This is a genomic window from Streptomyces sp. NPDC046876 (genome assembly GCF_040645035.1).
Classification (GTDB): Bacteria; Actinomycetota; Actinomycetes; order Streptomycetales; family Streptomycetaceae; genus Streptomyces.
In genome coordinates, this window is the sequence record NZ_JBEYXK010000001.1 from 343,757 (window position 1) to 369,533 (window position 25,777).

The 25,777-nt window shown below is 73.4% G+C and carries 26 protein-coding genes; 16 read left to right on the forward strand and 10 right to left on the reverse strand.

Annotated features, from left to right (window positions below; all coding sequences use genetic code 11):
* Positions 1–6 precede the first annotated feature (6 nt).
* The 5 genes from sufU to ABZ924_RS01595 all read left to right on the forward strand — a co-directional run bounded on the left by sufU (position 7) and on the right by ABZ924_RS01595 (position 3,383).
* Complete coding sequence (gene sufU / locus ABZ924_RS01575; RefSeq protein WP_361902242.1) at positions 7–471, forward strand: Fe-S cluster assembly sulfur transfer protein SufU; 465 nt, start codon at positions 7–9, stop codon at positions 469–471.
* On the forward strand, positions 468–812 hold the full coding sequence (locus ABZ924_RS01580) for a metal-sulfur cluster assembly factor (protein WP_007263433.1): 345 nt from the start codon (positions 468–470) through the stop codon (positions 810–812). The genes sufU and ABZ924_RS01580 overlap by 4 nt, the downstream gene beginning before the upstream one ends.
* A 197-nt stretch (positions 813–1,009) precedes the next feature.
* A complete protein-coding gene (locus tag ABZ924_RS01585) occupies positions 1,010–2,374 on the forward strand; it encodes a hypothetical protein (protein ID WP_361902245.1) in 1,365 nt (454 codons plus the stop codon).
* An 89-nt stretch (positions 2,375–2,463) separates the two neighbouring features.
* Positions 2,464–2,784, forward strand: coding sequence for a multidrug efflux SMR transporter (locus ABZ924_RS01590; RefSeq protein ID WP_361902248.1), 321 nt, complete (start codon positions 2,464–2,466; stop codon positions 2,782–2,784).
* Complete coding sequence (locus ABZ924_RS01595; RefSeq protein ID WP_361902251.1) at positions 2,784–3,383, forward strand: TetR family transcriptional regulator; 600 nt, start codon at positions 2,784–2,786, stop codon at positions 3,381–3,383. The genes ABZ924_RS01590 and ABZ924_RS01595 overlap by 1 nt, the downstream gene beginning before the upstream one ends.
* Here the strand turns inward: ABZ924_RS01595 and ABZ924_RS01600 are convergent.
* Complete coding sequence (locus ABZ924_RS01600) at positions 3,380–4,234, reverse strand: hypothetical protein (protein ID WP_361902254.1); 855 nt, start codon at positions 4,232–4,234, stop codon at positions 3,380–3,382. The genes ABZ924_RS01595 and ABZ924_RS01600 overlap by 4 nt on opposite strands.
* 142 nt (positions 4,235–4,376) lie before the next feature.
* The gene (locus tag ABZ924_RS01605) at positions 4,377–5,255 is read right to left on the reverse strand and encodes a winged helix-turn-helix transcriptional regulator (protein ID WP_361902257.1); all 879 of its coding nucleotides are present in this window, start codon (positions 5,253–5,255) and stop codon (positions 4,377–4,379) included.
* A gap of 106 nt (positions 5,256–5,361) precedes the next feature.
* Between ABZ924_RS01605 and ABZ924_RS01610 the strand changes: the two genes are divergently transcribed.
* Together ABZ924_RS01610 and dapD are read left to right on the forward strand one after the other, a co-directional pair.
* Entirely contained in the window at positions 5,362–6,591 is a 1,230-nt protein-coding gene (locus tag ABZ924_RS01610) for an MFS transporter (RefSeq protein ID WP_361902395.1), read from the forward strand.
* A gap of 9 nt (positions 6,592–6,600) precedes the next feature.
* Positions 6,601–7,581, forward strand: a complete 981-nt coding sequence (dapD, locus tag ABZ924_RS01615) for a 2,3,4,5-tetrahydropyridine-2,6-dicarboxylate N-succinyltransferase (RefSeq protein ID WP_361902260.1) — start codon at positions 6,601–6,603, stop codon at positions 7,579–7,581.
* A gap of 78 nt (positions 7,582–7,659) precedes the next feature.
* Here the strand turns inward: dapD and ABZ924_RS01620 are convergent, their stop codons facing one another.
* From ABZ924_RS01620 to ABZ924_RS01635, 4 genes are all read right to left on the reverse strand, one after another.
* On the reverse strand, positions 7,660–8,448 hold the full coding sequence (locus ABZ924_RS01620) for a hypothetical protein (RefSeq protein WP_361902263.1): 789 nt from the start codon (positions 8,446–8,448) through the stop codon (positions 7,660–7,662).
* A 138-nt stretch (positions 8,449–8,586) separates the two neighbouring features.
* Positions 8,587–8,841 (reverse strand): hypothetical protein, encoded by a 255-nt coding sequence (locus tag ABZ924_RS01625; RefSeq protein ID WP_361902265.1) that lies wholly within the window; start codon positions 8,839–8,841, stop codon positions 8,587–8,589.
* A gap of 213 nt (positions 8,842–9,054) precedes the next feature.
* Entirely contained in the window at positions 9,055–9,492 is a 438-nt protein-coding gene (locus ABZ924_RS01630) for a GNAT family N-acetyltransferase (protein ID WP_361902268.1), read from the reverse strand.
* Between the two features lie 92 nt (positions 9,493–9,584).
* Positions 9,585–11,426, reverse strand: coding sequence for an endonuclease/exonuclease/phosphatase family protein (locus ABZ924_RS01635; protein WP_361902271.1), 1,842 nt, complete (start codon positions 11,424–11,426; stop codon positions 9,585–9,587).
* 347 nt (positions 11,427–11,773) lie between these two features.
* Between ABZ924_RS01635 and ABZ924_RS01640 the strand changes: the two genes are divergently transcribed.
* Together ABZ924_RS01640 and ABZ924_RS01645 are read left to right on the forward strand one after the other, a co-directional pair.
* On the forward strand, positions 11,774–13,315 hold the full coding sequence (locus ABZ924_RS01640) for a hypothetical protein (protein WP_361902274.1): 1,542 nt from the start codon (positions 11,774–11,776) through the stop codon (positions 13,313–13,315).
* Positions 13,316–13,594: 279 nt separating this feature from the next.
* Positions 13,595–15,034: an alkaline phosphatase PhoX gene (locus ABZ924_RS01645; RefSeq protein ID WP_361902277.1), complete on the forward strand. Its 1,440-nt coding sequence runs from the start codon at positions 13,595–13,597 to the stop codon at positions 15,032–15,034.
* A 97-nt stretch (positions 15,035–15,131) separates the two neighbouring features.
* Here the strand turns inward: ABZ924_RS01645 and ABZ924_RS01650 are convergent, their stop codons facing one another.
* From ABZ924_RS01650 to ABZ924_RS01665, 4 genes are all read right to left on the reverse strand, one after another.
* Positions 15,132–15,320, reverse strand: a complete 189-nt coding sequence (locus ABZ924_RS01650) for a hypothetical protein (RefSeq protein WP_361902280.1) — start codon at positions 15,318–15,320, stop codon at positions 15,132–15,134.
* Between the two features lie 124 nt (positions 15,321–15,444).
* Complete coding sequence (locus ABZ924_RS01655; RefSeq protein ID WP_361902398.1) at positions 15,445–16,617, reverse strand: TerD family protein; 1,173 nt, start codon at positions 16,615–16,617, stop codon at positions 15,445–15,447.
* A gap of 49 nt (positions 16,618–16,666) precedes the next feature.
* On the reverse strand, positions 16,667–16,888 hold the full coding sequence (locus ABZ924_RS01660; protein ID WP_361902283.1) for a hypothetical protein: 222 nt from the start codon (positions 16,886–16,888) through the stop codon (positions 16,667–16,669).
* A 47-nt stretch (positions 16,889–16,935) separates the two neighbouring features.
* The gene (locus ABZ924_RS01665) at positions 16,936–18,486 is read right to left on the reverse strand and encodes an aldehyde dehydrogenase (NADP(+)) (protein ID WP_361902286.1); all 1,551 of its coding nucleotides are present in this window, start codon (positions 18,484–18,486) and stop codon (positions 16,936–16,938) included.
* A gap of 279 nt (positions 18,487–18,765) precedes the next feature.
* On the opposite strand from ABZ924_RS01665, the gene ABZ924_RS01670 reads away from it, so the two are divergent.
* From ABZ924_RS01670 to ABZ924_RS01700, 7 genes are all read left to right on the forward strand, one after another.
* Positions 18,766–19,557, forward strand: coding sequence for an IclR family transcriptional regulator (locus ABZ924_RS01670; RefSeq protein ID WP_361902401.1), 792 nt, complete (start codon positions 18,766–18,768; stop codon positions 19,555–19,557).
* A gap of 94 nt (positions 19,558–19,651) precedes the next feature.
* Entirely contained in the window at positions 19,652–20,710 is a 1,059-nt protein-coding gene (locus ABZ924_RS01675; RefSeq protein ID WP_361902289.1) for a hypothetical protein, read from the forward strand.
* Between the two features lie 151 nt (positions 20,711–20,861).
* On the forward strand, positions 20,862–22,238 hold the full coding sequence (locus ABZ924_RS01680; RefSeq protein ID WP_361902292.1) for a histidine kinase: 1,377 nt from the start codon (positions 20,862–20,864) through the stop codon (positions 22,236–22,238).
* A complete protein-coding gene (locus ABZ924_RS01685) occupies positions 22,235–22,897 on the forward strand; it encodes a response regulator transcription factor (protein ID WP_361902294.1) in 663 nt (220 codons plus the stop codon). Before ABZ924_RS01680 ends, ABZ924_RS01685 begins: the two co-directional genes overlap by 4 nt.
* 62 nt (positions 22,898–22,959) lie before the next feature.
* Positions 22,960–24,408, forward strand: coding sequence for a penicillin-binding protein 2 (locus ABZ924_RS01690; protein WP_361902297.1), 1,449 nt, complete (start codon positions 22,960–22,962; stop codon positions 24,406–24,408).
* Between the two features lie 64 nt (positions 24,409–24,472).
* Positions 24,473–24,964, forward strand: coding sequence for a GNAT family N-acetyltransferase (locus ABZ924_RS01695; protein WP_361902300.1), 492 nt, complete (start codon positions 24,473–24,475; stop codon positions 24,962–24,964).
* An 87-nt stretch (positions 24,965–25,051) separates the two neighbouring features.
* Positions 25,052–25,759 (forward strand): DsbA family oxidoreductase, encoded by a 708-nt coding sequence (locus ABZ924_RS01700; protein ID WP_361902303.1) that lies wholly within the window; start codon positions 25,052–25,054, stop codon positions 25,757–25,759.
* The last annotated feature ends 18 nt before the right edge of the window (positions 25,760–25,777 follow it).

The window sequence follows — 25,777 nt, forward strand, 5'->3', positions numbered from 1 at the left end:
GACGCTGTGAAGCTGGATTCGATGTACCAGGAACTGATCCTGGACCACTACAAGCACCCGCACGGGCGCGGCCTGCGCGACGGCGACGCCGAGGTGCACCACGTCAACCCGACGTGCGGCGACGAGATCACGCTGCGCGTGAAGTACGACGGCGAGACGCTCACCGACGTCTCGTACGAGGGCCAGGGCTGCTCCATCAGCCAGGCCAGCGCGTCCGTGCTGAACGAGCTGCTCGTCGGCAAGCAGCTGGGTGAGGCGCAGAAGATCCAGGGCGTGTTCCTGGAGATGATGCAGTCGAAGGGCAAGATCGAGCCCGACGAGGCGATGGAGGAGGTGCTGGAGGACGCGGTCGCGTTCGTCGGCGTCTCCAAGTACCCGGCGCGCGTGAAGTGCGCCCTGCTCAGCTGGATGGCGTGGAAGGACGCGACCGCCCAGGTGATGGGTGACGGCGCGGAGAGGAAGACGGCATGACCGAGAACGCGACGCCCGAGGCGTCGATCAAGCCGGCCACCGAGGAAGAGGTCCGCGAGGCGCTCTACGACGTGGTCGACCCCGAGCTGGGCATCGACGTGGTCAACCTGGGCCTGATCTACGGCATCCACATCGACGACGCGAACATCGCCACCCTCGACATGACCCTGACCTCGGCGGCCTGCCCGCTGACGGACGTCATCGAGGACCAGGCGAAGTCGGCGACGGAGGGCATCGTCAACGAGCTCCGCATCAACTGGGTCTGGATGCCCCCGTGGGGCCCGGACAAGATCACGGACGATGGCCGTGAGCAGCTGCGCGCGCTCGGCTTCAACGTCTGAGCCGTTCCGCTCCAGGGAGGGTCCCCGGCCGTGTGCCGGGGGCCCTCCCTGCGTTTTCGCTTCCTGCCTGTTCGTCCGGCGTACGGTCGGCGTGCACCGGGAGTTGACCGGGGCCACCGACCCTTCTCGACGGCCGTCCGGTCCGTGCGGCGGCCTGCATCCGGTTCCGCAACCGGTTCAGTTCGTGGAGGTCACCGATGAAGAAGCAGTTGTCGCTCGCAGGGATCGCCGGGCTGCTGCTCGCCGCGGCGCACGCTCCGGCGCAGGCGGTCACGTACGGCACGCCCACCATCGCCCTGTCCGCCGGCTACCTCTCCGGTGCCGTCGGCGCGGTCGGTGACCCGCAGGTCGACGTGACGGTCGCTCAGAGCGGCGCCGACGCCTCCGCCCTCACCGTCGCGGTGTCCGCCTCCAGCAGGACCGCGGTCGCCGCGCCGGGCGACGTGACCGTCACCGGGACCGGGGCGGTGCGGCACCTGGCCGTCGCCGCGCGGGGCCGCGGCTACACCGACCTCACCGTCAAGGTGACCGGACTGGGCGGCAAGACCGCGACCAGGACCCTCTCCTACGCGGCCTCGGGCGCCGTGCAGGACCCCGCAGACACGCGGTACTTCACCGGCGCCTCGGACACCTCGGCCGCCGTGGACGTGGGCGGCGGGTACGCCGTCGTCGCCGACGACGAGAACAACGTGCTGCGCCTGTACGACCGTTACCGCTCGGGGGCGCCGGTGCGGACCTGGGACTTCAGCAGCCAGCTGGGCGTCACCAAGGAGGTCGACATCGAGGGCGCGACCCGGATCGGCGACACCATCTACTGGACGGGCTCGCTCGGCAACAACAAGGACGGCGAGTACAAGGCGCCCCGGAACACGGTGTTCACCACGACCGTCAGCGGCTCCGGCCCCGGCACGCAGCTGGCGTACGGGCGCTCGTACAAGAAGCTGCGCGACGACCTGGTGGCCTGGGACGTCGCCAACGGCAACCGGTACGGCTTCGCGGCGGGGACGGCGGCCGGGCAGGCGCCGAAGCAGATCGACGGGTTCAACGCGGAGGGGCTGGAGTTCGCGCCCGGCTCCACGACCACCGCATACCTCGGCTTCCGGGCCCCGCTGGCGCCCGCGGTGCCCGGCGGGAAGGCGCTGCTGGTGCCCGTGACCAACTTCGACCGGGTGCTCGCGAGCGGGGCCAAGGCGGTCTTCGGGGCGGGGATCGAGCTCGACCTCGGCGGGCTGTCCGTCCGCGACATCCGCAAGAACGCCGCAGGCCAGTACCTGATCCTGGCAGGCTCCTGGGCTGCCGACGACAACACCGACCCGTACGCGCTCTACCAGTGGGACGGCGTCCCGGGCCACGCGCCGGTCAAGCGGCTCGACCTGCCGACGGCGGACCCCGGCGGCTGGGAGGCCATCGCGGAGGTCCCGGACCTGTCGGCCGCGGGGGCGCGGGTGCAGCTGGTGACCGACAGCGGGTCCGCGGACCTGTACGGGGACGGCGTCGAGGCGAAGGACCTGACCCACCCGGAGTGGAAGAAGTCGCGGGCGGTCTGGTTCACGCTGAACTGACGGGGCCGGCCCCCGCCACGGGGTGGGCGGCCGGCGCTGTTCCACGGCGCTGTGTACGCGCGTACGCAACGATGTGTACGCTGGTACACATGCCGTACGTACTGCTCGCCGCCGCCATCGCCGCCGAGGTCGCCGGGACCACCGCCATGAAGTTCAGCGACGGCTTCACGAAGCTGTGGCCGTCGCTGGGCACGGTCGTGGGCTACCTCGTGGCGTTCACACTGCTCGCGCAGACGCTGAAGTCGATGTCGGTGGGCACGGCCTACGCCATATGGGCCGGCGTCGGCACGGCCGCCATCGCGGCCATCGGCATGGTGTTCATGGGCGAGACGGCCACCGCCGCGAAGCTCGCCGGGATCGCGCTGATCATCGCCGGGGTCGTCCTGGTGAACCTGAGCGGGGCCCACTGATGGCCGCCGGTACGGGGCGCAGGTACGACCCGGACCGGCGCCAGCGGATCATCGACGCGGCGATCCGGGTGGTGGGCGCCAAGGGCATCGCGGGCCTGAGCCACCGCAGCGCGGCGGCCGAGGCGGACGTCCCGCTGGGCTCGACCACGTACCACTTCGCCACCCTGGACGACCTGCTGGTGGCGGCGCTGTCCCAGGTCAACGCGGCCTTCGAGGAGACCGTCGCCGCCTCGCCCGCGCTGGCCGACCCCCGGGCGGACCTGGCCGGGGCGCTGGCCCGGCTGCTCGGGGAGTTCCTCGGGGCGGACCGGGGGCGGGCGGAGCTGGAGTACGAGCTCTACCTCGCGGCCCTGCGGCGGCCCGCACTGCGGCCGGTGGCGGCGCAGTGGTGCGAGTCCGTCGCCGCCGCCCTGTCGGCGCGGACCGACCCGGTGACCGCCCGCGCCCTGGTGGCCGCCATGGACGGCATCGGCCTCCAGGTGCTCCTGACCGGCGCCGCCTACGACGAGGCCTACGCCCGCGAGGTGCTGGGCCGGCTGCTCGCCGGGTCCGGCGGGCCGGGGCCGTCCGGCGGATCAGGGTCGGACGCCGCCCGCTAGGGCACGCGCGGGATCGCCTGGAAGTCGAACGAGGCGCCGTTGTCGGCGGTGTTCGCGTCGCCGGATCCGCTGATCGATGCGTGGACGGTGCCGTTGCCGGTGCCCGTCACCGAGATCAGGAAGGGGATGCTGCCTTTGTCCCCGGGTTTGACGGTGCCGCCCGTGCAGCGGAAGCCGGAGGCTCCGGAGGCCGCGCACGTGAAGCCGCTGAACGTGCCGCTTTCCGGAGGCCGCCTCAGCTTCATCGGCCCCGTCGCCCAGACCTCGAGCACGACGCCGGTCGCGTCGGCGCCCTTGTTGGCGTAGCCCACCCAGTAGTTCCGGTTGGTGCCCGAGGGCGGGTTGGCCTCGCCGGTGATCGGGCCGACGGACAGGTCCGTCGGTGAGCTCTGGGGCTTGGATGCGTTGACGGGGTCCGCGCACACCTTGTTGGACTCGGGCGTGACGGGATCCTCCAGGTTGTAGGGGTTGGGCACGGTGTCCTCGTAGTGGACGGTCGCCCTGATCGTCGCGCAGTACGCCAGGCCCGGCTTGATGCCGGTGGCCGTACGTGTGGCCACCCGGCCCGTACCGGGCACCCTGCCGGGCGCCTGGCGCACGATCTTGGTGTACCCCGGGTTGTCCTTCTCGGTCAGGGTGATCGTGTACAGGATGTCCGGTTCGGAGTTGTCCTTGAACGTGAGGTAGGCCGTCGGCGCGTCCAGCCGCAGGCTCAACAGGGTCGGCGCCTTCACGATGGGGTCGTCGGCGGCGGCGGAGGCCGGCGCAGTCGTCGCTGCCGCCAGGCCGCAGGCCATGCCGATACCCAAGGACAGGCGCAGGGCCCGACGTGTTCGTCTCGCGGAGGTCATCGGACTTCCCGTTCGGTCGCGGTACTGGGGCCCGCCCCGCCGGTGGCCGCCCCTGTACGGGCGCCGGCCCCCGCCCATTGCCCCCTCCGGCACCGTCCATTCTCCGCTCTGCGGGCGACCGCGGCACTCCGGAGGGCGGGCGTCAGCGCGCGGCGCGGATCGCCTCCAGCGCGGCGGTGACGCTCGCCTCGATGTCGCGGATCGGGTAGATCACCTCGCGCACCGTGCGGTCCCGGTCCAGGACCAGCGTCAGCCGCTTGATCCGGCTGACCCCGGCCGCCCGGAACGTCGGCAGCCGCAGCGCGGCCGTCAGGGCCAGGTCCGCGTCCGACAGCAGCGGGAACCGCAGCCGCTCCGCCTCGGCGAACTCCCGCTGCTCGTCCGGCCGCTGGGTCGACACGCCGTGGACCGTGGCGCCCGCGGCCGTGAACTCCGCGAGCTGGTCGCGGTACGTGCACGACTCCAGCGTGCAGCCCTTGGCACCCGGGATCCCGGCCCAGCCGGGCGGGTAGGACTCGGCCCGGGCGTACGCGCCGGGGAAGCAGTACAGGACGGTGAACGGGGTGTCCCCGGCGACCGGGTCGCTGAGCTCGCCGAAACGGTCCGGCAGCAGCAGCTCCGGCACCCGCGTGCCGCGCAGCGCGTGCACCCGCTCCGCCTCCCGCGAGGCCTCCTGCGTCGTCGCCGTCATCTCTCCCTCTCCCAGGACCCAGGTGTCTCCCCAGTCCTGGAGGGCCACCAGGACCGGCAGCAGGCCCCGCCCGCGCGGGGTCAGCCGGTACTCGTGCCGCACCGGGCGTTCCTGGTACGGCTCGCGCGACAGCACCCCGGCCTCGACCAGCAGCTTCAGCCGCTCGGCCAGCACCTTCCGGGACATTCCCAGCTCGCGCTGGAACTCCTCGAAGCGGTGCAGGCCGCGCGCGGCGTCGCGGACGATCAGCAGCGTCCACCAGTCGCCCACCACGTCGAGGGCCTGGGCGATCGCGCAGTCGGCGTCGCCGAGGTGTGTGCGCTGGGCCATGGGAACTCCTTCGTCCGTTGACCCAAGGCTGTCATGCTGACATAGTCCGTTCCCAAAAGGAACTCACTGGGGTCCCAGTGGTGCGGCGGGGGAGTGGTCGGACGTGGTGCAGGCCTTCAAGGACGTGCCGAGAGCGGTGTGGCTGCTGGCGGCGGGGGTGTTCGTCAACGCCGTCGTCAGCTTCACCTTCGTCTTCGTCTTCCTCTACCTGACCGGGCCGCGCGGCCTCGGGACCGCCCAGGCCGGCCTGGTGACCGGCATCGGCGGCATCGGGCTGGTCGCCGGGAACTTCACCGGCGGCTGGTACGGCGACCGCTTCGGCCACCGCCGGGTCCTCCTCGCCGCCTCCACCCTCGCCGGCCTCACCCTGATGTCCTTCCCGCTGCTGCCCGGCGCCCTGCTGTACGCGGCCCTGCCGCTGGCCCAGTACGCCTCCGGGGTGATCCGGGCCGCGAACTCCGCCCTCGTCGCCGTGACCGTCCCCGAGGGGGCCCGCCGCCAGGCCTTCGCCGTCGTGCGCTGCGTCTCCAACGGCGGTTTCACCCTCGGCCCGCCGCTGGGCGCGCTGATCGCGACCGGGCTCTCCTACGACTGGCTCTTCGTCGGCGACGGCCTCGGCACCCTCTTCTTCGCGCTGTGGACCGCCCGGGTCGTCCCCGCCCGCGGCCGCGCGCGCAGCGCCTCCGCGGCCCCGGACGGGGGTCGGGGCCGCGGACTGCTCCGGGAGCTGCGGGAGCGGCCCGCCGTCCTGGTCCTCCTCGGCGCGATCCTGGTCACCGACGTCGTCTACCGCCAGCAGTACGGCGTCTTCCCCGTCTTCCTCGCCGACCACGGCCTCGACACCACCGACTTCGGCTTCGTGATCGCCCTCAACGGCGCGGTCATCCTGCTGCTGGAGCTGCCCGCCGCCGCACTGCTGCGCGACCGGCCGCCGCTGCCCGTCATCGGCGCCGGGCTGGTGCTGGTCGCGGCCGGGTACGCGGCGCTGCTGCCGGGGGCGGGGGTGGCGACCGGCGTCACGATGATGGTGCTGCTCAGCCTGGGCGAGATCCTGTACAAGACCACCGCCACCGCGTACGTCGCCGACCAGGCCCCCGAGCACGCCATCGGGCGGTTCCAGAGCCTGTACGCCGGGGTCTCGGTCAGCGGCGTCGTCCTCGGCCCGGCGCTGGGCGGGGCGCTGTACGCGGCCGCCCCCGGCCTGCTGTGGCCGCTGTGCGCGGCGCTGGCCGCGGGGGCGGGCGCAGCCGTGCTGTACGCCGCCCGGCGGCCCGGGCGGCAGGGGGCGCGCCCGGCACATGAGACCGGTTCGCACCCGCAAGCCGTCGCCGGTTAGGTTTCAGGCATGACTGCTACGCGTACCACCGGCGCCGTCGCCGCCGGACTTGCCACCCTCGCCGCCGACGGCACCGTCCTCGACACCTGGTTCCCCGCCCCCGAGCTCGTCGCCGAGCCCGGCCCGGCCGGCACCGAGCGCCTCACCGCCGAACAGGCCGTGGAGCTGCTGGGCGCCGCCGCGTCCAAGGCGATCCGCAAGGACGGGATCCGCGGCGTCGAGGTCGTGGCCGTCCGCACCGTGATCGCCTCCCTGGAGGACAAGCCGCTGGACGCGCACGACGCGTACCTGCGCCTGCACCTGCTCAGCCACCGCCTGGTCAAGCCGCACGGCCAGAACCTGGACGGCGTCTTCGGCCTCCTCGCGAACGTCGCCTGGACCTCCCTGGGCCCGGTCGCCGTGGACCAGGTCGAGACCGTCCGCCTGAACGCGCGCGCCGAGGGCCTGTACCTGCAGGTCACCTCGATCGACAAGTTCCCGCGGATGACGGACTACGTCGCCCCCAAGGGCGTGCGCGTCGCCGACGCGGACCGCGTCCGCCTGGGCGCGCACCTCGCCGAGGGCACCACCGTCATGCACGAGGGCTTCGTCAACTTCAACGCCGGCACCCTCGGCACCTCCATGGTCGAGGGCCGCATCTCCGCGGGCGTCGTGATCGGCGACGGCTCCGACATCGGCGGCGGCGCCTCCACCATGGGCACCCTCTCCGGCGGCGGCAAGCAGATCATCTCGGTCGGAGAGCGCTGCCTGATCGGCGCGGAGGCGGGCATCGGCATCGCGCTCGGCGACGAGTGCGTCGTCGAGGCCGGCCTGTACCTCACCGCGGGCACCCGCGTCACCCTGCCGGACGGCCAGATCGTCAAGGCCCTGGAGCTCTCGGGCGCCAGCAACATCCTCTTCCGCCGCAACTCGGTCACCGGCACCGTGGAGGCCCGCCCGAACAATGCGGTCTGGGGCGGCCTGAACGAAATCCTCCACTCCCACAACTGACCCCGCGGTCGCCGGCTGCGGCCGCTCCCTGCCTCACGGCACGGGGCGGCCGGGCTCCGGCCCCGGTTACGGCCCCGGTTACGGCAGGTCCCTGTACGGCAGGTCCCTGACCTCGGCCTCGAAGGTCAGTCTGACGGGGATGCGGTAGGGGATCCAGGCGTCCTCGCCCTGCCGGCCGGTGCCCAGCCGGACGTCTCCGCGCGCACAGACCGCCTTCCACTCGACGACCAGCTCGACGGCCGTCCGGGGCGCCACCTCCACACTGACGGACTCCCGGACCGTGAGGCTGGTGCGGCTGCCCAACGCGTACCGCTGCCCGATCTCCCGCTGCAGCTGCCCCATGACGGAGCCGAGCCCGAGCACCGAGGCGGTGGCCTCGCCGCCGCGCCTGGTGACGCTGCTCGATTCGATCTGGACACTCCGCTCGATGGAGTTCGAGATCTCGAACTGCTTCGTCGCGGACGAGGTGCGGCTCCTGTTGGTGAACGGGTGCCGCTCGACGTCGATGACCTGCTCTTCCGATCCCGCGGTCTCCTCGATCCCGAGGACCCTCGCGCCGGTCAGGTCGATGCCCCCGGCGCGGTGCCCGCGCCGGCGGCGCGCCAGCGCCTCACCGAAGAACGGCTGCCGGATGGGCCAGTACTCGCCGCAGAGCCGGCACGTCATGCGGGCCCACGCCCGGCTCATCGAGACCTGCGCCCCGAACGGCGCCAGCGCATCGGGCAGGTACTGCTCGTGGGGCAGGGCATCGATCACGGCGCCGGGCAGCGGCGCGTCGAGGACCCTTCGGCCGCAGTGCGGGCAGAGCCCGGTGGCCGCGTAGGTCTGCATGTCGGCAGAAGCCCCCGCGTACCTGGGCCGCGCCATGTGTCTTCCTCCCTGGCGGGCGGGCGTCCCCTTCCGACGGTACGCCGGGGCCGCCGCTGCTTCACGGGGACCGGCCAGCCGGTCGGCGGCCGCTCCCTCCCCGAGCGGGGGAGCGGCCGACGGGGGACCACCGGGGTGTCAGTGGAGGGGGAGGGTGCGGATGAGGCCTGCGAAGGCTTCCTCTTCCGCTTCGGTCAGTTCGACCGTCTCCATGGGGTGGCCTGCTGCGGTGCGCTGGGCGGGGATGGTCGCGAGGCCCTCGTGCGCGCCGGGCTCCGGGTGGTGGAACCGGGTGTCCCACAGCATGTGGCCGATACCGATGACCCAGACGAGGGCCGCCACCAGCAGAACGGCGAGGCCGATTTCCTGGGCGACGGAGATGGAGGGGAACACGCGTCCTCCAAGGGGACGGCGGGACATGATCGAGCGTGTGGGGACACTCAACACCACAACCCGGGCCGAATGGGTAATGATGTGTCGAGCGTCACGCCAGGGGCGAAAGTCCCCATTTGCCCGCCGGGGCCGGCCGCCTCGGGGGGTCGCTCCGGCGTCTCCGGTCGTCTGCGGGTGGCCGCCGGTGGGTCTCCGGTCGCCCTCGTGTCCTTCTCAGCCGTCCAGGCCGAGCTTGAAGCCCTCGTGGCTGCGGGCGAAGCCGAGGCGCTCGTAGAAGCGGTGCGCGGCGCTGCGCCGCTTGTTGCTGGTCAGCTGGACCAGCCCGCACCCGCGCTCGCGGGCCCGCTCCACCGCCAGCCGCATCAGCTCCGCGCCGAGCCCGCCCCCGCGCCGGTCCTCGCGGATCCGGACCGCCTCCACCAGCGCCCGCTCGCGGCCGCCCTGGCCGAGGCCGGGTATGTACGTCAGCTGGAGGCAGCCCACCACGGCGTCCCCGTCGGCGAGGACCAGCATCTCGTTGCGGGGGTCCGCCTCGATGGCGGCGAAGGCCTGTTCGTGGGCCTCGTTGACCTCGGCCCGCTCCTCGCCCGCATCGGCGAGCAGGGCGAGTACGACGGGCAGGTCCTGGCGGGTGGCTTCGCGGAGCTCCATGATCAGGAGTGTGGCAGGGGGCCCGGCCGGGACGGCGACCGGGCCCCCTGCGGACTGCGGGAGCGCGCGAGCTGTACTACCGCGCCGGGGTGTTACGGGCGGAAGCGCAGGACCTGCGGGTCGTGGTCGCTGTTCTGCGCCGAGAACTCGGCGTTGATGTGCACGCTGTCGTACGCGTAGGACTTGACCGCCGGGCTGACCAGGATCTGGTCGAGGACCTGCGCGTTGCCCTGGTAGACGTAGGAGTAACGTTCCGCCTTCGGCAGCGACTTGATGGCCGAGTACAGCACGCCGCCGTCCTCCAGCGCCTTCGCGGTCCCGGAGAACTCGAAGTCGTTGATGTCGCCGACCGCGAGGACCTTGGCGTTCTTGTCGACCGCCAGCAGCTCCTTGACGAAGCCGTTCACGGCCTGCGCCTGCTGCAGCCGCTTGGCCTCGGAGGACCGCACCGGCGGCTGGTGGTGCGAGGTCAGGCCCTCGTCGCCGCCCTTCGAGCTGAAGTGGTTGGCGATCACGAAGACCGTGCGGCCGCGGAAGACGAACTCGCCGGCCAGCGGCTTGCGGCTGTCCTTCCACGCCGGGTTCGCCGGGTCGATGCGGCCGGGGGAGTGGGTGAGGGCCGCGTGGCCCTTCTCTGTCGTCACACCGGTCGCGGTCGCGGAGTCGCCGGCGGCGCGGTCGGTGAAGGAGACGCGCTCGGGGTTGAACAGGAACACCTGGCGGATGTTGCCGCCGGGCTCGCCGCCGTCCTTGTTGTTCTCCGGGTTGACGGTCCGCCACTGGTAGGACGGGCCGCCCGCCGCAGCGATCGCCGCCGTGAACTTCGTCAGGGTCTGCTCCGCGGAGACGGTGCCGTCGTTCTTGGCGCCGTTGTCGTCCTGGATCTCCTCCAGGGCGAGGATGTCGGGCGAGGCCAGGTTCTCGACGACCGCCTTCCCGAGCGCGTCGAACTTCTCCTGCGGGTCGCCCGGGTCGAGGTTCTCCACGTTGTACGTGGCCACCGCGAGCTCACCCGGCGCCTGCGCCTTGGTCTTCTCGGGGGCGAGCGTGCCCTTCGCGACCGTGCCCAGAGTGCGGGCCGCCAGCGTGTAGCCGCCGAACTGGTTGAAGTCCATCGGGCCTTCGGTGCGGCCGGTCAGCTTGTCGCCGACGTTGGCCACGGGGAAGGGCTGCTGCGCGAGCGGCGCGAGCTGCTGGATCTGCAGCCGGCCGGTGTTCTGCGACTCGTACGAGCCGTAGAGGGTGCCGCCGCGCTTGGCGGTGTTCTCCCAGCCCTTGACGGTCACCCACAGCTCCGCGTACGGGTCGGTGGCGCCGACGACGCGGGAGGTGCCGATGGCGATGTTCATGCCCTCGAGGGACTCGTAGTAGTCCAGGGCGTAGCGGGAGGGCTCCAGGGCCAGGCCGTTGATGCTGCCGCCGGCGGCCGGGTCGCCCGCGGGGGCGTACTCGGCGGGCACCGAGTACTCGTTGACGGCGACGGCCTCGGGCAGGGCGTTGCCCGAGGAGACCACGGTCACGGCGGGCTTGGTGATCTGGGTGACCGACTGGTTGCCGGAGGCCGCGCCACCGGGGACGTACTCGCCGACCGTGCCGGAGACCTTGACCGCGTCACCGACGGCGACGGTCGGGGCCGAGCCGGTGAAGACGAAGATGCCCTCGCTGGTGGCCGCGTTGTCGTCGGCGTCGGGGTCCTGCATCCAGAAGCCGCGCGAGCCGTACGTGCGCACGCCCGTCACGATGCCCGCCACGTCGGCGACCTGCTTGCCGTTCAGGGGGGATATGCGGGTGGTGCCCTGGATGTCGTGGATGCGTACCGCGTCGGCGGACGCGGCGCCTTCGGCCGCATCGGCGGTGCCCGTGAGCAGGCCGGTGGCCAGCGCGCCGGCGACGAGGGCGGCGACGGCGGCGGAACGGGGATGCGAGGAGCGCATGGTCAAGGAACTCCGGTGTGTGGAGAGGAAAAGCGGCAGGAGGGTGAAGCGTGAAACGTGAAACGTCAGACAACGTGGAGCGTGGTGGAGCGTGGATGTGGCCGGAAACCTGCGGTGGTCGACGGCCGGGCCGTGGCGTCCGCAGGCGCCCGGGAGGTCCCCCGAGGTTCTACGCGCGTCAATTTCCTGCGTGACCAGCGAAGTTGTCAAGACCTCCAGGGGGTACGGGGAGCAACTGTGAGATGAACCAAAGGCATCCACGCCGGACACGCCCGAAATGCGTCTACTCTGGTGCGCCGGATGGCCGCCGAAGGCCATGCGTCCGCCCGCCGCGAGGAGACCGCCCGATGCCCGCACAGCCGCACCCCACGCTCCCGCCGGTCCGGCTGCCCTCCGAAGCGGAACTCGCCCGGGACGCCCTCGGCGCGCCCCTGTTCGCCCGCGCCGTCCGCCTCGCCCGCTGGGCCGGACCCGACACCCGCGTCGGCGTCGGCGGCGAACTCGCCGCCGAGGGGCTGGCCGAGGCCGCAGCGGCCCTCGGCCTGGACCCGGCCGACGAGGACGCCACGGTGCTCGCGAGCCAGGCGTGGCGCGTGGCACTGGACACCGGCCTGGTCGAGGTCACGGAACCCGAGGAGGACGGGGAGGGCGACGGCGAGGACGACGGCGATGAGGAGTACGGCACCGCTGCCCCCGGCGAGGACCTGGCGCTGGTGGCCGGCGGCGCGCCCGCCGACGTCCTCGACCTGTGGCTGGCCGCCCTGGACACGGTGCTCGCCGACGCGGCGGTGCCCGACCTGGACGACCTCGTCGACGCCCTGGAGGAGGGCGGCACGATCGACTTCGACCGCCTCGACTGGAACCCGCAGCGCGAGGCCGACTTCCTCGACGGGGTCCTCGCCAACCTCTACCTGCTGACCGCCGCCGAGCGCAGGTCCGGCCAGGGCCCGGTACCGCTGCCCGTGCTCGCCGCCTCCATGGTCGTGCCCGAGGGCATGGGCGCCCCCACCGACGCCGTCCTGGAGCAGGTTTCGGACGCGATGATGCGCCTCGACGACCAGTTCCGGCAGCTGGAGCCGATCGGGCTGGTCGAGTTCCGGCCCGTCGACGAGGCGCTGATGGCGGAGGCTGACGACGAGGAGTTCGCCGCCGGCCCGGTGGCCGGCGAGCTCGACGACGAGGACGTCGCCCGGTACGGGATGGTCCGCCTGACCCCGCTCGGCCTGTACGGGGTCCGCGCCCGCATGCGCGAGGCCGGCATCGCGGCCCCGGTCGTCGGGGAGCTGGCCGACAAGGGCGCGGACGCGCTGCTCGACGCGGTCTGCGGCTACCCGGAGGGCGCCGCCCAGGCGGAGATCGGGCAGTGGCTCGACGGCCGCGACCTGCCCGCGGCGGTGGCCGAGCTGCTCGCCGCGGCCCGGGGCGCCGACGCGGCCGCCCCGCTGCGCCGGCTGCGCTGCCAGCAGGCCCTCGCCCTGGCCGGGCCGGAGGCCGAGCCGGCGGTGCGGGCGGTGCTGGACGACCCGGAGCTCGGCGGGCTCGCGCGGGTGTGGCTGGCCGAGCGCGGCGCGGCCGGCGTACCGGCGCCGGACGCGGAGCTCGTGTACTGGCTGGCCGTGGACACCATCGCGGCGCAGCTGGCCGCGGACGGGCCGTTCGAGCCGGGTGCCCCGCGCCCGGGCGGCGCCTCGGACGGTGAGGCGGCGGAACTCCCGCTGCTGATGGAGTCCCTGACCTCGCACCACAGCGGCTTCTTCGACCGGGCCTGGCGGGTCGAGCACCCGGCGACGGCCGAGGTCCTGGAGGCGATGGGCCGGCTGCACCCGGACCGCAAGGCGGCCAAGGAGGCCCGCAAGGCGGCCTTCAAGGCCCGGTCGCGACGGCGCTGACGGGCCGCCGGGCGCGGGGACGTCGGGCGCGGGGCCGCCCGGCGCGGTGGGCGCTGTGGGTGCACGGAGCCCCGCACGGCCCGGTGCCGGCGGCGCGGCGCATGCGCCCAAGAGGGGGCGGAACGAGCCGTTCCTGAGGTCGTGTCGGCCATTGCGGCCCTCGGCAAGGGGTCGGTCGGCGGCCACGGGTAGTTCAGCCGCGGTTCACGTGCGGGCGGGAGCGTGTGCGCCGACGACCGCACGACAGGCGCGCACCACCTCCCCACCCCTGGAGACCCGATGCCCCTCAGCCGCAGAGACTTCACCGCCCGCACCGTCCTCGCCGGCGCAGGAGTCGCGCTCACCGGAACGGTCGGCGCCCTCGCCACCGCGCCGGGAGCCCTCGCCGCCGACGACGCCGCCCTGCGCGACGAGGAGGGCCGGCCCTGCGAGCCCGGCTACGGCCCGCTCGTGCCCGACCCGGCGGGACTCCTCGCCCTGCCCGCCGGATTCACCTACCGCGTCCTGACCCACAGCGGCGTCACCACCCTCGAATCCGGCGAGTCCACCCCCTCCAACCACGACGGTACGGCCGCCTTCGAGGGCCACCGCGGGGTCACCCTCCTCGTCAACAACCACGAGCTGAAGGGCAAGCGCGCCAACTGGGCCCACCCCGTCCCGCTCACCGAGGGCCTGGTCTACGACCCGGGTGCGGCCGGCGGCTGCACGGTCGTCGAGGTCCGCCGAGGCGGCGAGGTCGCCGAGTGGGTGGGTGTGGCCGGTACCTCGACCAACTGCGCCGGCGGCGCCACCCCCTGGGGCACCTGGCTGACCTGCGAGGAGACCGAGGACCTCGCGGGCAAGAACGGCATGACCAAGGACCACGGGTACGTCTTCGAGGTCGACCCGCACGACCGCCGCGCCAACTGCGACCCGCAGCCGGTCAAGGCCTTCGGGCGGTACGCGCACGAGGCCGTGGTGATCGACCCGCGCCAGGGCCACGCCTACCTGACCGAGGACGCCTCCGGCCCCAACGGGCTGCTCTACCGCTGGACGCCGCCGAGCGGCTTCCGCCACGGGCGCGGCCGGCTCCGTACGCTGGCGGCGGACGCCGGGGTGCTCGCGGCCGCCCAGTGCTTCGACAGTGCCGGGCGGTTCGTCGACGACCTGTCACGGGCGACGAAGACCGGCACCGTCTACGGCGTCGACTGGGCGGCCGTGCCGGACCGCGACGCGCGGACGGTGTCGGTGCGCAAGCAGTTCGCGGACGGCGCTGTGACGCGCGCCCGGAAGCTGGAGGGCATGTGGTGGGCCGACGGGGGCGCGTACTTCGTCTCCTCCTACGCCCGTGAGGAGAGCCCGGGCGCGGCGCACGACGGGCAGGTGTGGTTCTACGACCCGAAGCGGCGCACGATCACGCTGAAGGTGCTGCTCGGGGTGAACGCGAACCCGGCGCAGGACGGCGCCTTCGACGGACCCGACAACATCACGGTCTCCCCGTACGGCGGTCTGATCATCGCGGAGGACGGCAGCGGTCTGCAGCACCTGTTCGGCGCCACCGAATCGGGCCGCACCTACCCGCTGGCGCGCAACGAGTTGAACATCGGCACGGAGCAGGAGCCGGAGTACTCCGAGTTCACCGGGGTCTGCTTCTCCCCGGACGGGCGCACCCTCTTCGCCAACATCCAGGAGCCCGGCATCATGCTGGCCATCACCGGGCCCTGGCGCCGCGGGCACTGAACACGCCCCACCGGGGGCTGCGGCCACACTGCGTGACGCCGGGTGTGGCACCGGGGCGTGACGCCGGGCCGGGGACCGACGGCTGCGCCGCCGCCCGTCACTGGGCGGCGGCGAACTCGGCGAGCGTCTCGGCGCGGCTGGCGTTGGCCCATTCCTCGAGCAGGAACTCGTACGCCTCGGAGGGCCATTCGCCGTCCACCCTGGACTCGACGAGGTGCCGTATCGCCTCGTTCGCCTCTGCGGCGGACGGGCGGGCGGGACCCGCGGGCCGGAGTGTGTTGTACATGCTTCCAAGGCTACGGGCGGACACTGACAGTCACCTCCGCTTTTGGGGTGTAATCCATCACCTCGGCCGGGCCGGCTCTCCGGCCCGGACCGGCCGCGGTGGCTCCATGTGCCCGCCCACCTGCTCAGAGTGCCGTCGAGCCGGGCTGGACCATCCCGCGCACTGTGCGCGACTTCACAAACTCCCCGATGGCCGTCATCTCCCATTCCCCCGAGAACTGGCGGACGAGCTTGGCCATCATCACGCCCGTCTGCGGCTCGGCGCTCGTGAGGTCGAAGCGGACCAGCTCCTCGCCGCTCGCGGCATCGATCAGGCGGCAGTAGGCCTTGGCCACCTCGGTGAACTTCTGGCCGGAGAACGAGTTCACCGTGAAGACCAGGCCCGTCGCCTCCGCGGGCAGCCGGCCGAGGTCAACGACGATCACCTCGTCGTCCCCCGCGCCCTCGCCCGTGAGGTTGTCGCCCGAGTGCTTGATGGCGCCGTCGAGGATGGACAGCCTGCCGAAGTAGCAGCTGTCGATGTGGTTGCGCTGCGGTCCGTAGGCGATGACCGAGGCGTCGAGGTCGATGTCCCGGCCGCCGTACGCCGGCTCCCAGCCCAGGCCCATCTTCACCTGGGAGAGCAGCGGGCGGCCGTTCTTGACCAGGGACACGGTCTGGTTCTTCTGGAGGCTGACCCGCCCCTTGTCGAGGTTGATCTTCCCCGTGCCGGCGGGAGCCGCGGCCGGCGGCGCTGCCTGCGGGACTGCGGGCGGCTGGACGGCGGCCGGCGGCCGGGTGGCGGCGGCCGCCGCCGGGGCCGGCTCCTCGTCCACCGAGACCCCGAAGTCGGTGGCGATGCCGGCGAGCCCGTTGGCGTACCCCTGGCCGACGGCGCGCACCTTCCACACGCCGCCGCGCTGGTAGACCTCCACCACCAGCAGCGCCGTCTCGGCGCCCAGCTGCGGCGGGGTGAAGGTCGCGATCACCGCGCCGGTCTCCGCATGGCGCACGGTGGCGGTCGGCTCGATGCCCTGGAACGTCTGCCCGGCCGCATCCGGACTGGCCGTGACCACGATGCGCTCGATGCCGGCCGGCAGGGCCCCGGTGTCGACGGTGATGGAATCGGGCGCCGTCCCGCCTCCGGAGCGGTAGGTGACACCGGGTCCGGACGGCTGGTTGTAGAAGATGAAGTCGGCGTCGGAACGCACCTTGCCGTCCGCCGCGAGGAGGAGCCCCGACACGTCGAGCCGCACCGGGGCAGCCACGTCCACCGTCACCCGGACGGTGTTGAGCGGCAGGTTGGAACCAGGGGTCATAGCGGTCATGCCGGGAGAACGACCGGCGGGGCCGTGCCGTTCCCCGACGTCAGCCCCGGTTGCGCGGGTGGTTGCGGGCGAGGCGCTCGTTGCCGAACTTGTACGCGCCCGTCCAGCGGGCCATCACCAGCTGGGCGTCCCCGGATTCGACCTCGGCCAGGAACTTCTCGGCCCGCGCCCCGCGCAGGGTGCCCGCGGCCCGGCCGCGGTGGGTGATGACGACGCAGCCGTCGCCCCGTTGCTCGTACGTGAATCCGTGCGGTCTCGACATGGGCCGCAGCCTGCCCCGCACGGGGCGGGGCGGGCAACGGGATTTGCTCAGCCGGCCGGCTGCGCCGCGGCGTCCGGCGCCCCGGTGACGCGGCGCGGCAGCCCCAGCGGGTTGGCCTCGCGGAGCTCCGGCGGAAGCAGCGGGTCCGGTACCGACTGGTAGGCCACCGGGCGCAGCCAGCGCTCGATCGCGGTCGCGCCGACCGACGTGGAGTGCGAGGTCGCCGCCGGGTAGGGGCCGCCGTGGTGCTGGGCCGGTGCCACCGCGACCCCGGTCGGCCAGCCGTTGACCACGATCCGCCCGGCCAGCGCCGTGACCCGGGCGATCAGCTCCGCCGCCGGCCCCGGAGCCCCCGCGGCCTCGTCCGCGGACAGCTGGAGGGTGGCGCTCAGGTTCCCGGGCAGCAGGTCCAGCACCGCACCGGCCTCCTGCCGGTCCGCGTACCGTACGACCACGGTCACCGGGCCGAAGCACTCCTCCAGCAGCAGACCGTGCGCACCGCCCGAGAGGAGGTGCTCGGCCGGCACGCTCAGATACCCCGCCCCGACGGTGTGCTCCCCGCCGGAACCGGGGGCGACGGGGGCGTCGACGCCGGGCAGCGCGGCCCGCTCGGCGACCCCCGCGAGGAAGTTCTCCCGCATCCGGTGGTCGAGCAGGACGCCCGGCCCGGTCTCGCCGAGCGCCTTGGCGAGGGCCTCGGCGAGCCGGTCCCCGGCCGCGCCCTCCGGGACCAGGACCAGGCCCGGCTTGACGCAGAACTGGCCGACGCCGAGCGTGACGGAGGCGGCGAGCCCGGCACCGATCTCCTCGGCGCGCTCGGCGGCGGCGGCGGGGGTGACGACGACGGGGTTGAGGGAGCCGAGTTCGCCGTGGAAGGGGATGGGCACGGGCCGGGCGGCGGCCGCGTCGAACAGGGCGCGCCCGCCGCGGAGGGAGCCGGTGAACCCGGCCGCGGTGACGAGGGGGTGGCGGATCAGCTCCAGACCCGCGTCGAACCCGTGGACCATGCTCACCACGTCGCCCGGCATGCCCGCCGCCACGGCCGCCCGGCGCAGCAGCGCGCCGCACAGCTCGGAGGTCGCCGGGTGGTCGGGGTGCGCCTTGACGACCACGGGGCAGCCGGCGGCCAGCGCGCTGGCGGTGTCGCCGCCCGGGACGGAGAAGGCGAGCGGGAAGTTGGAGGCGGCGTACACGGCCACCACGCCCAGGGGCACCTTGTAGCGGCGCAGTTCGGGGCGCGGCGGGGTGAGGGAGGGGTCGGCCCGGTCGATCCGGATGTCGAGGTAGCCGCCGTCGTCGACGGCGTCGGCGAAGGCCCGCAGCTGGCCGGTGGTGCGGGCGAGCTCGCCGGTGAGCCGGGCCGGCCCGAGGGCGGTCTCGGCGTCGGCTGTCTCGACCACGCGGGCGACGGCCTCGTCGAGCAGGTCCGCAGCCGCGCGCAGGAAGGCGGTGCGGGCGGTGCGGTCGGCGAGTGCGGCGCGGGTGGCGTGCGCGGCGCGCACGGCTTCGTCCACCTCGCGCGGGCCGGCCTCCACCGTGACCTGCGCGCGCTGCTTCCCGGTGCGGGGGTCCACACTCCAGACTGGGGTTGCTGCCATGCCGCACTTCCTCCTGGATCCACGCCGGCCCGCGCGAGGTCGTTCAGTATTCTGAACGCCGTTCCGGTGGATGAATGATCTCCATCCGTTGCGGACTCTATTTCCGCGCCTTTCGCGTGACAAGAGACAAGAGGGGCAAGAAGGCGAATGAACAGAGGTGAGTCGGACCGGTCCGGTGCCGGACCGGAGGCGGCGCAAGCGGCGGCAGCGGCGCAAGCGGCGGCAGCGGCGGATGCGGCGGCAGCGGCGGCGGTAGGTGCGGCGGCAGCGGTGGGTGCGCTGCGTGCGGGGGATGCGGTGGAAGCGACGGGCGGTGCGGCTCCGGCGGCCGTCAAGTCCGCCGTCCGCACGGTCGTCCTGTTGGAACACTTCGCCGCGCGGCCGGGCCTGCACAGCCTGGCCGACATCCAGCACGACCTGGGGCTGCCCAAGTCCAGCCTCTACATGCTGCTGCGCACGCTGGTGAACCTGGGGTGGGTGGAGACCGACGCGACGGGGACGCGGTACGGCATCGGCGTACGGGCCCTGCTGGTGGGCAGTTCGTACATCGACGGGGACGAGGTGGTCGCCGCGGCCCGGCCCACCCTGGACCGCCTCTCCGAGGACACGACCGAGACCATCCACCTGGCCCGGATGGACGGCACGAGCGTGGTCTACCTGGCGACCCGCCAGTCCCAGCACTACCTGCGGCCGTTCACCCGCGTCGGGCGCCGTCTGCCGGTCCACTCGACCGCCCTGGGCAAGGCGCTGCTGGCCACGCACTCCGACGCCGAGGTACGGGCGCTGCTGCCGCAGCGGCTGGAGGCGGTCACCGAGCACACCGTCACCGACCGGGAGCAGCTCATCGACGAGCTCGCACTGGTGCGGGAGCAGGGCTACGCGGTGGACCGGGAGGAGAACACCCTCGGACTGCGCTGCTTCGGCGTGGCCGTGCCGTACCGGACGCCGGCGCGGGACGCGGTGAGCTGCTCGGTGCCGGTGGCCCGGCTGACGGCGGAGCACGAACACACCATCAAGGAGGCGCTGTTCGTGGCGCGGGACCGGCTCTCGGTGGTGACCCGGCGCATGTGAGGCGGGGGAGGGAGGGGCTCCTCCCCCGGGCGGGGGAGGCGGTTCCCCTTCGCGGGGGAGGTGCCGGGGCCGGTGGGGGCGGGATCGTTGAGCCATGACCACACGAGCAGCGGTGCAGCAGACGAACAGCGCGGTAGGCGGCCCGGTGGCCCGCCCGGTGAACGGACGGGTGGCCGGCCCGGTGAACGGCCCGGGGAACGGTCCGGCGTCCGACCCCGGTCCGGGCCGGGTGCAGCGGATCCTGAGGGCGGTGGCCGTGCTCGCCACGGTGCCGTACCTGGTCCTCAAGGTCGCCTGGCTGTCGGGGAGTCACATCGGGATACCCGAGGGCAGCGTGCTGCTGAAGGCCGGGCTGTTCCTCACGGTGGCCAATGCCGTCACCGTGGCCATGGACGCCGCGGTGATCGTGCTCGCCCTGCTGCTCACCAGACCCTGGGGCAGACGGGTGCCCGGCTGGCTGCTGGTCGTCCCGGCCTTCACGGCCACCGGGCTGCTCACCCCGATCATGACCGCGTTCCCCGGCCAGATGCTGGTCAGGGCGTTGGGCATGGGGGCGAGTGAGGCGGTCAAGGTGGCCCGGGGGCCCTTCCTCGACCCGTGGGTGTTCACGGTGGTCTACGGCGGCTTCACGATCCAAGGACTCGCCCTGGCCGGGCTGTTCGTCCCCTACGCGCGGCGGCGCTGGGGCCGGGTCTGGCAGGGCGCGCTGGGCACGCGGCTCCCGTCGCCCACGGGGGTGGTGGCGGGAGCCGCGGCCGCGCTCGGCACTGCGGTGAGCGGGATACACCTGTACTGGGCCTTCGGCGGCAGCGGCGGGCTGGGCGCCGAGAGGGCGGCGCTGTACTCCGCGGAGACCGGTGTGGTCTCGGGGGTCCACGCGGTGTGCGCCCTGCTCGCCGGCGTGGGGGTGCTGCTGCTGGCCCGGGGCGGGGCGCGCCGGGCGTGGTGGCCGCTGGCCCTGGCGTGGATCGGGGCGGCCGAGATGCTGGCCTGGGGGCTGTGGCTGGTGGTGGCCGCGCTGGGACCGGACCTCGGGCCGGGCGACGGGACCCCGGTCGTGATCTTCCTGACCTACGCTGGCCAGGTGGTCGCCGGATGCCTCGGTGCCGTGGTCCTGGCCCGGTTCACCGCCGCACGGTGCGCGGCGGTCTGACCGGGGGAGTCGGACCGGCGGAGCAGGCGCATCCGGAAAGGGGGACGGGGTGCGGATCGGGACGGAGTCGGAGCGAGAGCCGGGAACGGGCCCGGCATCAAGGCCGGAGGCGGGTACGGAGACGGGGACGGGGACGGGGGCGGCCGCACGTATGCGGAAGGGCGAGCCGGACGGGGCGGAGGACAAGGCGGGGGCGGGTCCGCGGGCGGGCCGGGCCGGGGCGGGAGCGGCCGTGCGGGGCGGGCTGGGGCGGCTGTTCGGGCCGCGGGCCCGGCTGCGCTGGGTGCACCTGATCCTCGGCGGGGCCCTGCTGATGCCGTACTTCCTGCTCACGCAGGTGGCGGTCGGCATCCTGGCCGGCGGGGTCAACGTCCTGGCCTCCACCCCGCTGACCTTCATCGCTTACGGGGTGTCGGTGCCGCTCGCGGCGCTGACCGCGGTGTTCGGGCCGGTCCGGCCGCTGTCGGTGGCCGCTGTGCGGGCCATGTGCGGGGTGCCGGGGGAACTGCTGGCCGAGGGGCCGGACCGGTCCTGGGCGGCCCGGGGCAGGGCCGCGGCCTGGTGGTCCCTGCACCTCGGGCTCGGCGCGGCGGTCAGCGGGATGAGCCTCGCGGTGCCGCCCATGGCGGTGGTGCTGATCGCGCTGCCGTTCTTCAGCTCCCTGCAGAGGGTCCGGGAGGGGCCGGTCTGGCTCAGCGCCCTGGCTTCGCCGTACACCGCGCCCTTCCTAGGGATCGGTCTGCTGGCCGGGCTCGTCCTGTGCGCCGCGGGCGCGGGGGTGCTGCTCGCCCGGGCGGCGCCCCGGCTGCTCGGGCCGACGGCGGCGGACCGGCTGGCCGCGGCCGAGGAGCGGGCCGCGGACCTCGCCGTGCGCAACCGGCTGGCCCGAGAGCTGCACGACGCGGTCGGGCACGCCCTGAGCGCCGTCACCCTCCAGGCGGTCGCGGCCCGGCGGGTCCTCGACAGCGACCCCGCCTTCGTACGGGAGGCGCTGGCCGCGATCGAGGACACCACCCGGCGGACCGTGGGCGAGCTGGACGCCGTACTGGGCCTGCTGCGGGACGGGGACCCGGGCCGGCCGGACGCGGCGCCGGCCCCGACCCTCGCCGCCGACCTCGACGGGCTGCTGGCCCGGACCCGGGCCTCCGGTACCACCGTCACCGCCCACGAGGACCCCGGGCCCGCAGGGGACTGGGCGCAGATACCGGCGATCGCCTCCCGCGAGGCGTACCGGATCGTCCAGGAGGGCCTGAGCAATGCCTTGCGCCACGGCGCGGGGCCCGTAGAGCTGCGGATCGCCGTGCAGGAGACGACCGACGGCAAGGGCAGCGCACACCGCGAACTGGAGATCACCATGACCAATCCGCCCGGAGCCGGCGACGGGCCGGCGGCCCGCAGCACCGGGGGCCGCGGGCTGCACGGCGCCGCCGAGCGGGCCGCCCTGCTCGGCGGCCGCGTCGAGGCCGGTCCGCACCGGGGGCTGTGGCGGCTGCGGGCCGTCCTCCCGCTCGGGGCGGGTGCCCGATGAGCCGCCCTCCGCTGCGCATCGTGCTCGCCGACGACGAGCGGATGGTGCGCACCGCGCTGCGGGTCATCCTCGACGCCGAACCCGGGCTGGAGGTGGTCGGCGAGGCCGCCACCGGCGCCGAGGCCGTGTCGGTGGTCCGCTCGCTGGCGCCCGACGTGGTGCTCATGGACGTCCGGATGCCGGAGATCGACGGGATCCGGGCCACCGAGCAGATCCTCGCCACGATGGCGCAGCCGCCCAAGATCGTGGTCGTCACCACCTTCGAGAACGACGCCTACGTCTACGACGCGCTGCGCGCCGGAGCCGCCGGGTTCCTGCTGAAGCGGGCCGACCCCGACGAACTGATCGGCGCGGTGCGGCTGGTCGCCCGCGGCGACTGCCTGCTCTTCCCGGCGGCCGTCCGCTCCCTGGCCGCCTCGCACGCGGCCGCCGCCGGCCCGGCGGCACCCTGGGTGGCCCGGCTCACCGACCGGGAGGCCGACGTGCTGCGCCTGATGGCGACCGGGCTGTCGAACCACGAGATGAGCGAGCGCCTCGGCGTCGGCCCCCAGACCGTCAAGACGCACGTCGCCGCGGTCCTGGCCAAGACCGGCTCCCGCGACCGCACGCAGGCCGTCATCGCCGCCTACGAAGGGGGATTCATCCTGAGGAAAAGCTGAGAACCCGGCCACAATCGGGGCAGAGGGGAACGCGCGGGCCCCTTCGATCGTCTTTTCGGAAGATGAACAAGACGATCAGGCGTGCGTCGGTCTTCTGCCTGCTCCTGGTGCTCGCCCTGCTGCTGCGGGTCACGTGGGTGCAGGCGTATCAAGGCAAGGCCCTCGCAGACAACGAGAACAACCGGCGGAACCTCATCGGGCAGTACGAGAACCCGCTGGGCAACATCATCGTGGGCGGGGAGGCGATCACCGGCTCGGTCAAGACCGGCGGCAAGGACTTCGGGTACAAGCGGACCTATGTCGACGGTCCGCTCTACGCGCCCGTCACCGGCTTCAGCTCGCAGGCGTTCGGCACGAGCATGCTGGAGGGTGTCTACAAGAAGATCCTCAACGGCTCCGACGACCGCCTGAAGACCGTGATGGACATGATCACGAACAAGCGGGCCTCGCCGGGCAACGTCCTGACCACCATCGACAAGGGCGTCCAAAAAGCCGCGTACGACGCGCTCCAGGGCAAGCAGGGCTCCGCCGTCGCGATCGACCCCGCGACCGGCGAGATCCTCGCCATCGTGAACAACCCCTCCTTCGACCCGGGCCGCATCTCCGGTGCCAACGACGCCGAGGCCTGGAAGGAGCTGTCCGCCGACAACGGCAAGGCCATGGAGAACGTGGCGCTGCGCAAGCCGCAGGCGCCCGGCTCCACCTTCAAGCTGGTCACCATGGCGGCGGCCATCGAGAACGGGCTGGTCACCAACATCGACGCGCCGACCGGCACCCCGGACCCGTACACGATCCCTGGCACCAAGACCCTGCTGCCCAGCGAGGCCGGCTCCGCCGCCTGCAACAACGTCTCGGTGCGCACGGCGCTGCGGCTGTCCTGCAACAACGTCTTCGCCGAGCTCGCCTCCAAACTGGGCCAGGACAAGATGCGCGCGACCGCCGAGAAGCTCGGCTTCAACGCGAACGTCGAGACCCCGGTGACCACGCGGCTGCCGAGCAAGTACCCGTCGAAGAAGATGTCGGTCGACCAGGTCGCGCAGACGGGTATCGGCCAGTTCGACGTGCAGGCCACCCCGCTCCAGATCGCCATGGTCACGGCCGCGATCGAGAACGACGGCAAGCTCGTCGCCCCGCACTCGGTCTCCGAGGTCACCGACTCCGGCGGCACCGTCCTGGAGAGCTTCAAGAACCCCAAGGTCCAGCAGGTCCTGAGCCCCAAGACCGCCTCGATGCTGCGGGACGCGATGAAGACCGTCGCCACCGAGGGCGGCGGCAAGCCGGCGCAGGTGTCGGGCGCCGAGGTCGGCGGCAAGACGGGTACGGCCCAGCGGGGCGTGAAGAACAGCCTTCCCCCGCTGGCCTGGTTCACCTCGTACGGAAAGATGAACAACAAGCAGATCGCGGTCGCCGTGATGATCGAGAACTCGGACACCGACCGGTCCGAGATCGGCGGCGGCCGGCTGGCCGCCCCCATCGCGCAGAAGATGATGGAGGCGTGGCTGAAGAAGTAGCCATGCCCGCCGCGCCCTCGACGCGCCGGGAACCGAACGAGGTTCCCGGCGCGTTTCCCTTCCCATGATCAGGACCGCGCGACCCGCAGACCTCGATGACATCGCCGCCCTCCACGCCCGGGCGCGCGCCACGTACTACCGGGGCCGCATCCCCGAACAGGCCTATGCCGGCGAGGCCGAACTCGCGCGCACCCGCGAGGGCTGGTCGCGCGCCGTGGCCCGCGCCGCGGCCGACGGCGGGGTGCTGTGCGCGGAGGAGGACGGCGAGCTGACCGGGGTCGCCGCGTTCCGCACCGCCGACGGCGAGACCACGCTCACCCAGCTCCACGTCGACCCGGCCCACTGGCGCCGCGGCACCGGCGCCGCCCTGCACGCCGCCTGCCTGGCCGCCTGGCGGCGGGCCGGCATAGACCGGGTCCGCCTGGAGGTCTACGAGCACAACCTGCGCGCCCAGGCCTTCTACGCCCGCCACGGCTGGCTCGCGGACCCCTCCGCGCCCCGCGCCGGGTCCCATCTGACCCTCTGGCTCGTGGTTCGGCCCCCGTCCGGGGAATGAGACGCTCCGATAGGTGGTTGAACGTGAAACCGCCGCGGCCCTCCGCCGCGGCGGCGCCGTCCACCGAACCCGGAGAGAAGAAGGAACATGCGCGTCGAGATCTGGAGCGACATCGCCTGCCCCTGGTGCTACATCGGCAAGGCCCGCTTCGCCAAGGGGCTGGCCGAGTTCGCGCACCGCGACGAGGTGGAGGTCGTCTTCCGCTCCTTCGAGCTCGACCCGAACAGCGCCAAGGGCGTCACCGCCCCGGTCCTGGAGATGCTCGCCAAGAAGTACGGCCGCACGCTCGACGAGGCGCGCGGCATGGAGGAGCACGTTGCGGCCGCGGCCCGCTCCGAGGGCCTGGACTACCGCACCGAGGGCCGCGACCACGGCAACACCTTCGACATCCACCGGCTGCTGCACCTGGCCGCCGCCCGCGGACGCCAGGAGGAGCTGCTCGACCTCGCGTTCCGCGCGAACTTCGCCGAGGAGCGGTCCGTCTTCGACCCCGAGGTGCTGCTCGCGCTCGCCGTCGAGGCCGGCCTCGAGGAGGCCGAGGCCCGCGCCGTCCTCGCCGACGACTCGGCGTACGCCGCGCAGGTACGGGCCGACGAGCGCGAGGCGGCCGAACTCGGCGCCAACGCCGTGCCGTTCTTCGTCCTCGACCGCCGCTACGGCATCTCCGGCGGCCAGCCGGCCGAGGTGTTCACGCGCGCCCTGGAACAGGCCTGGGCCGGCCGCGAGATCGACGAACCGCAGCCCACGGCCGAGGCCTGCGACCCGGACGGCGCCTGCGCGGTCCCGCAGGCGTAGCGGGGGCCGGCCCGCCCG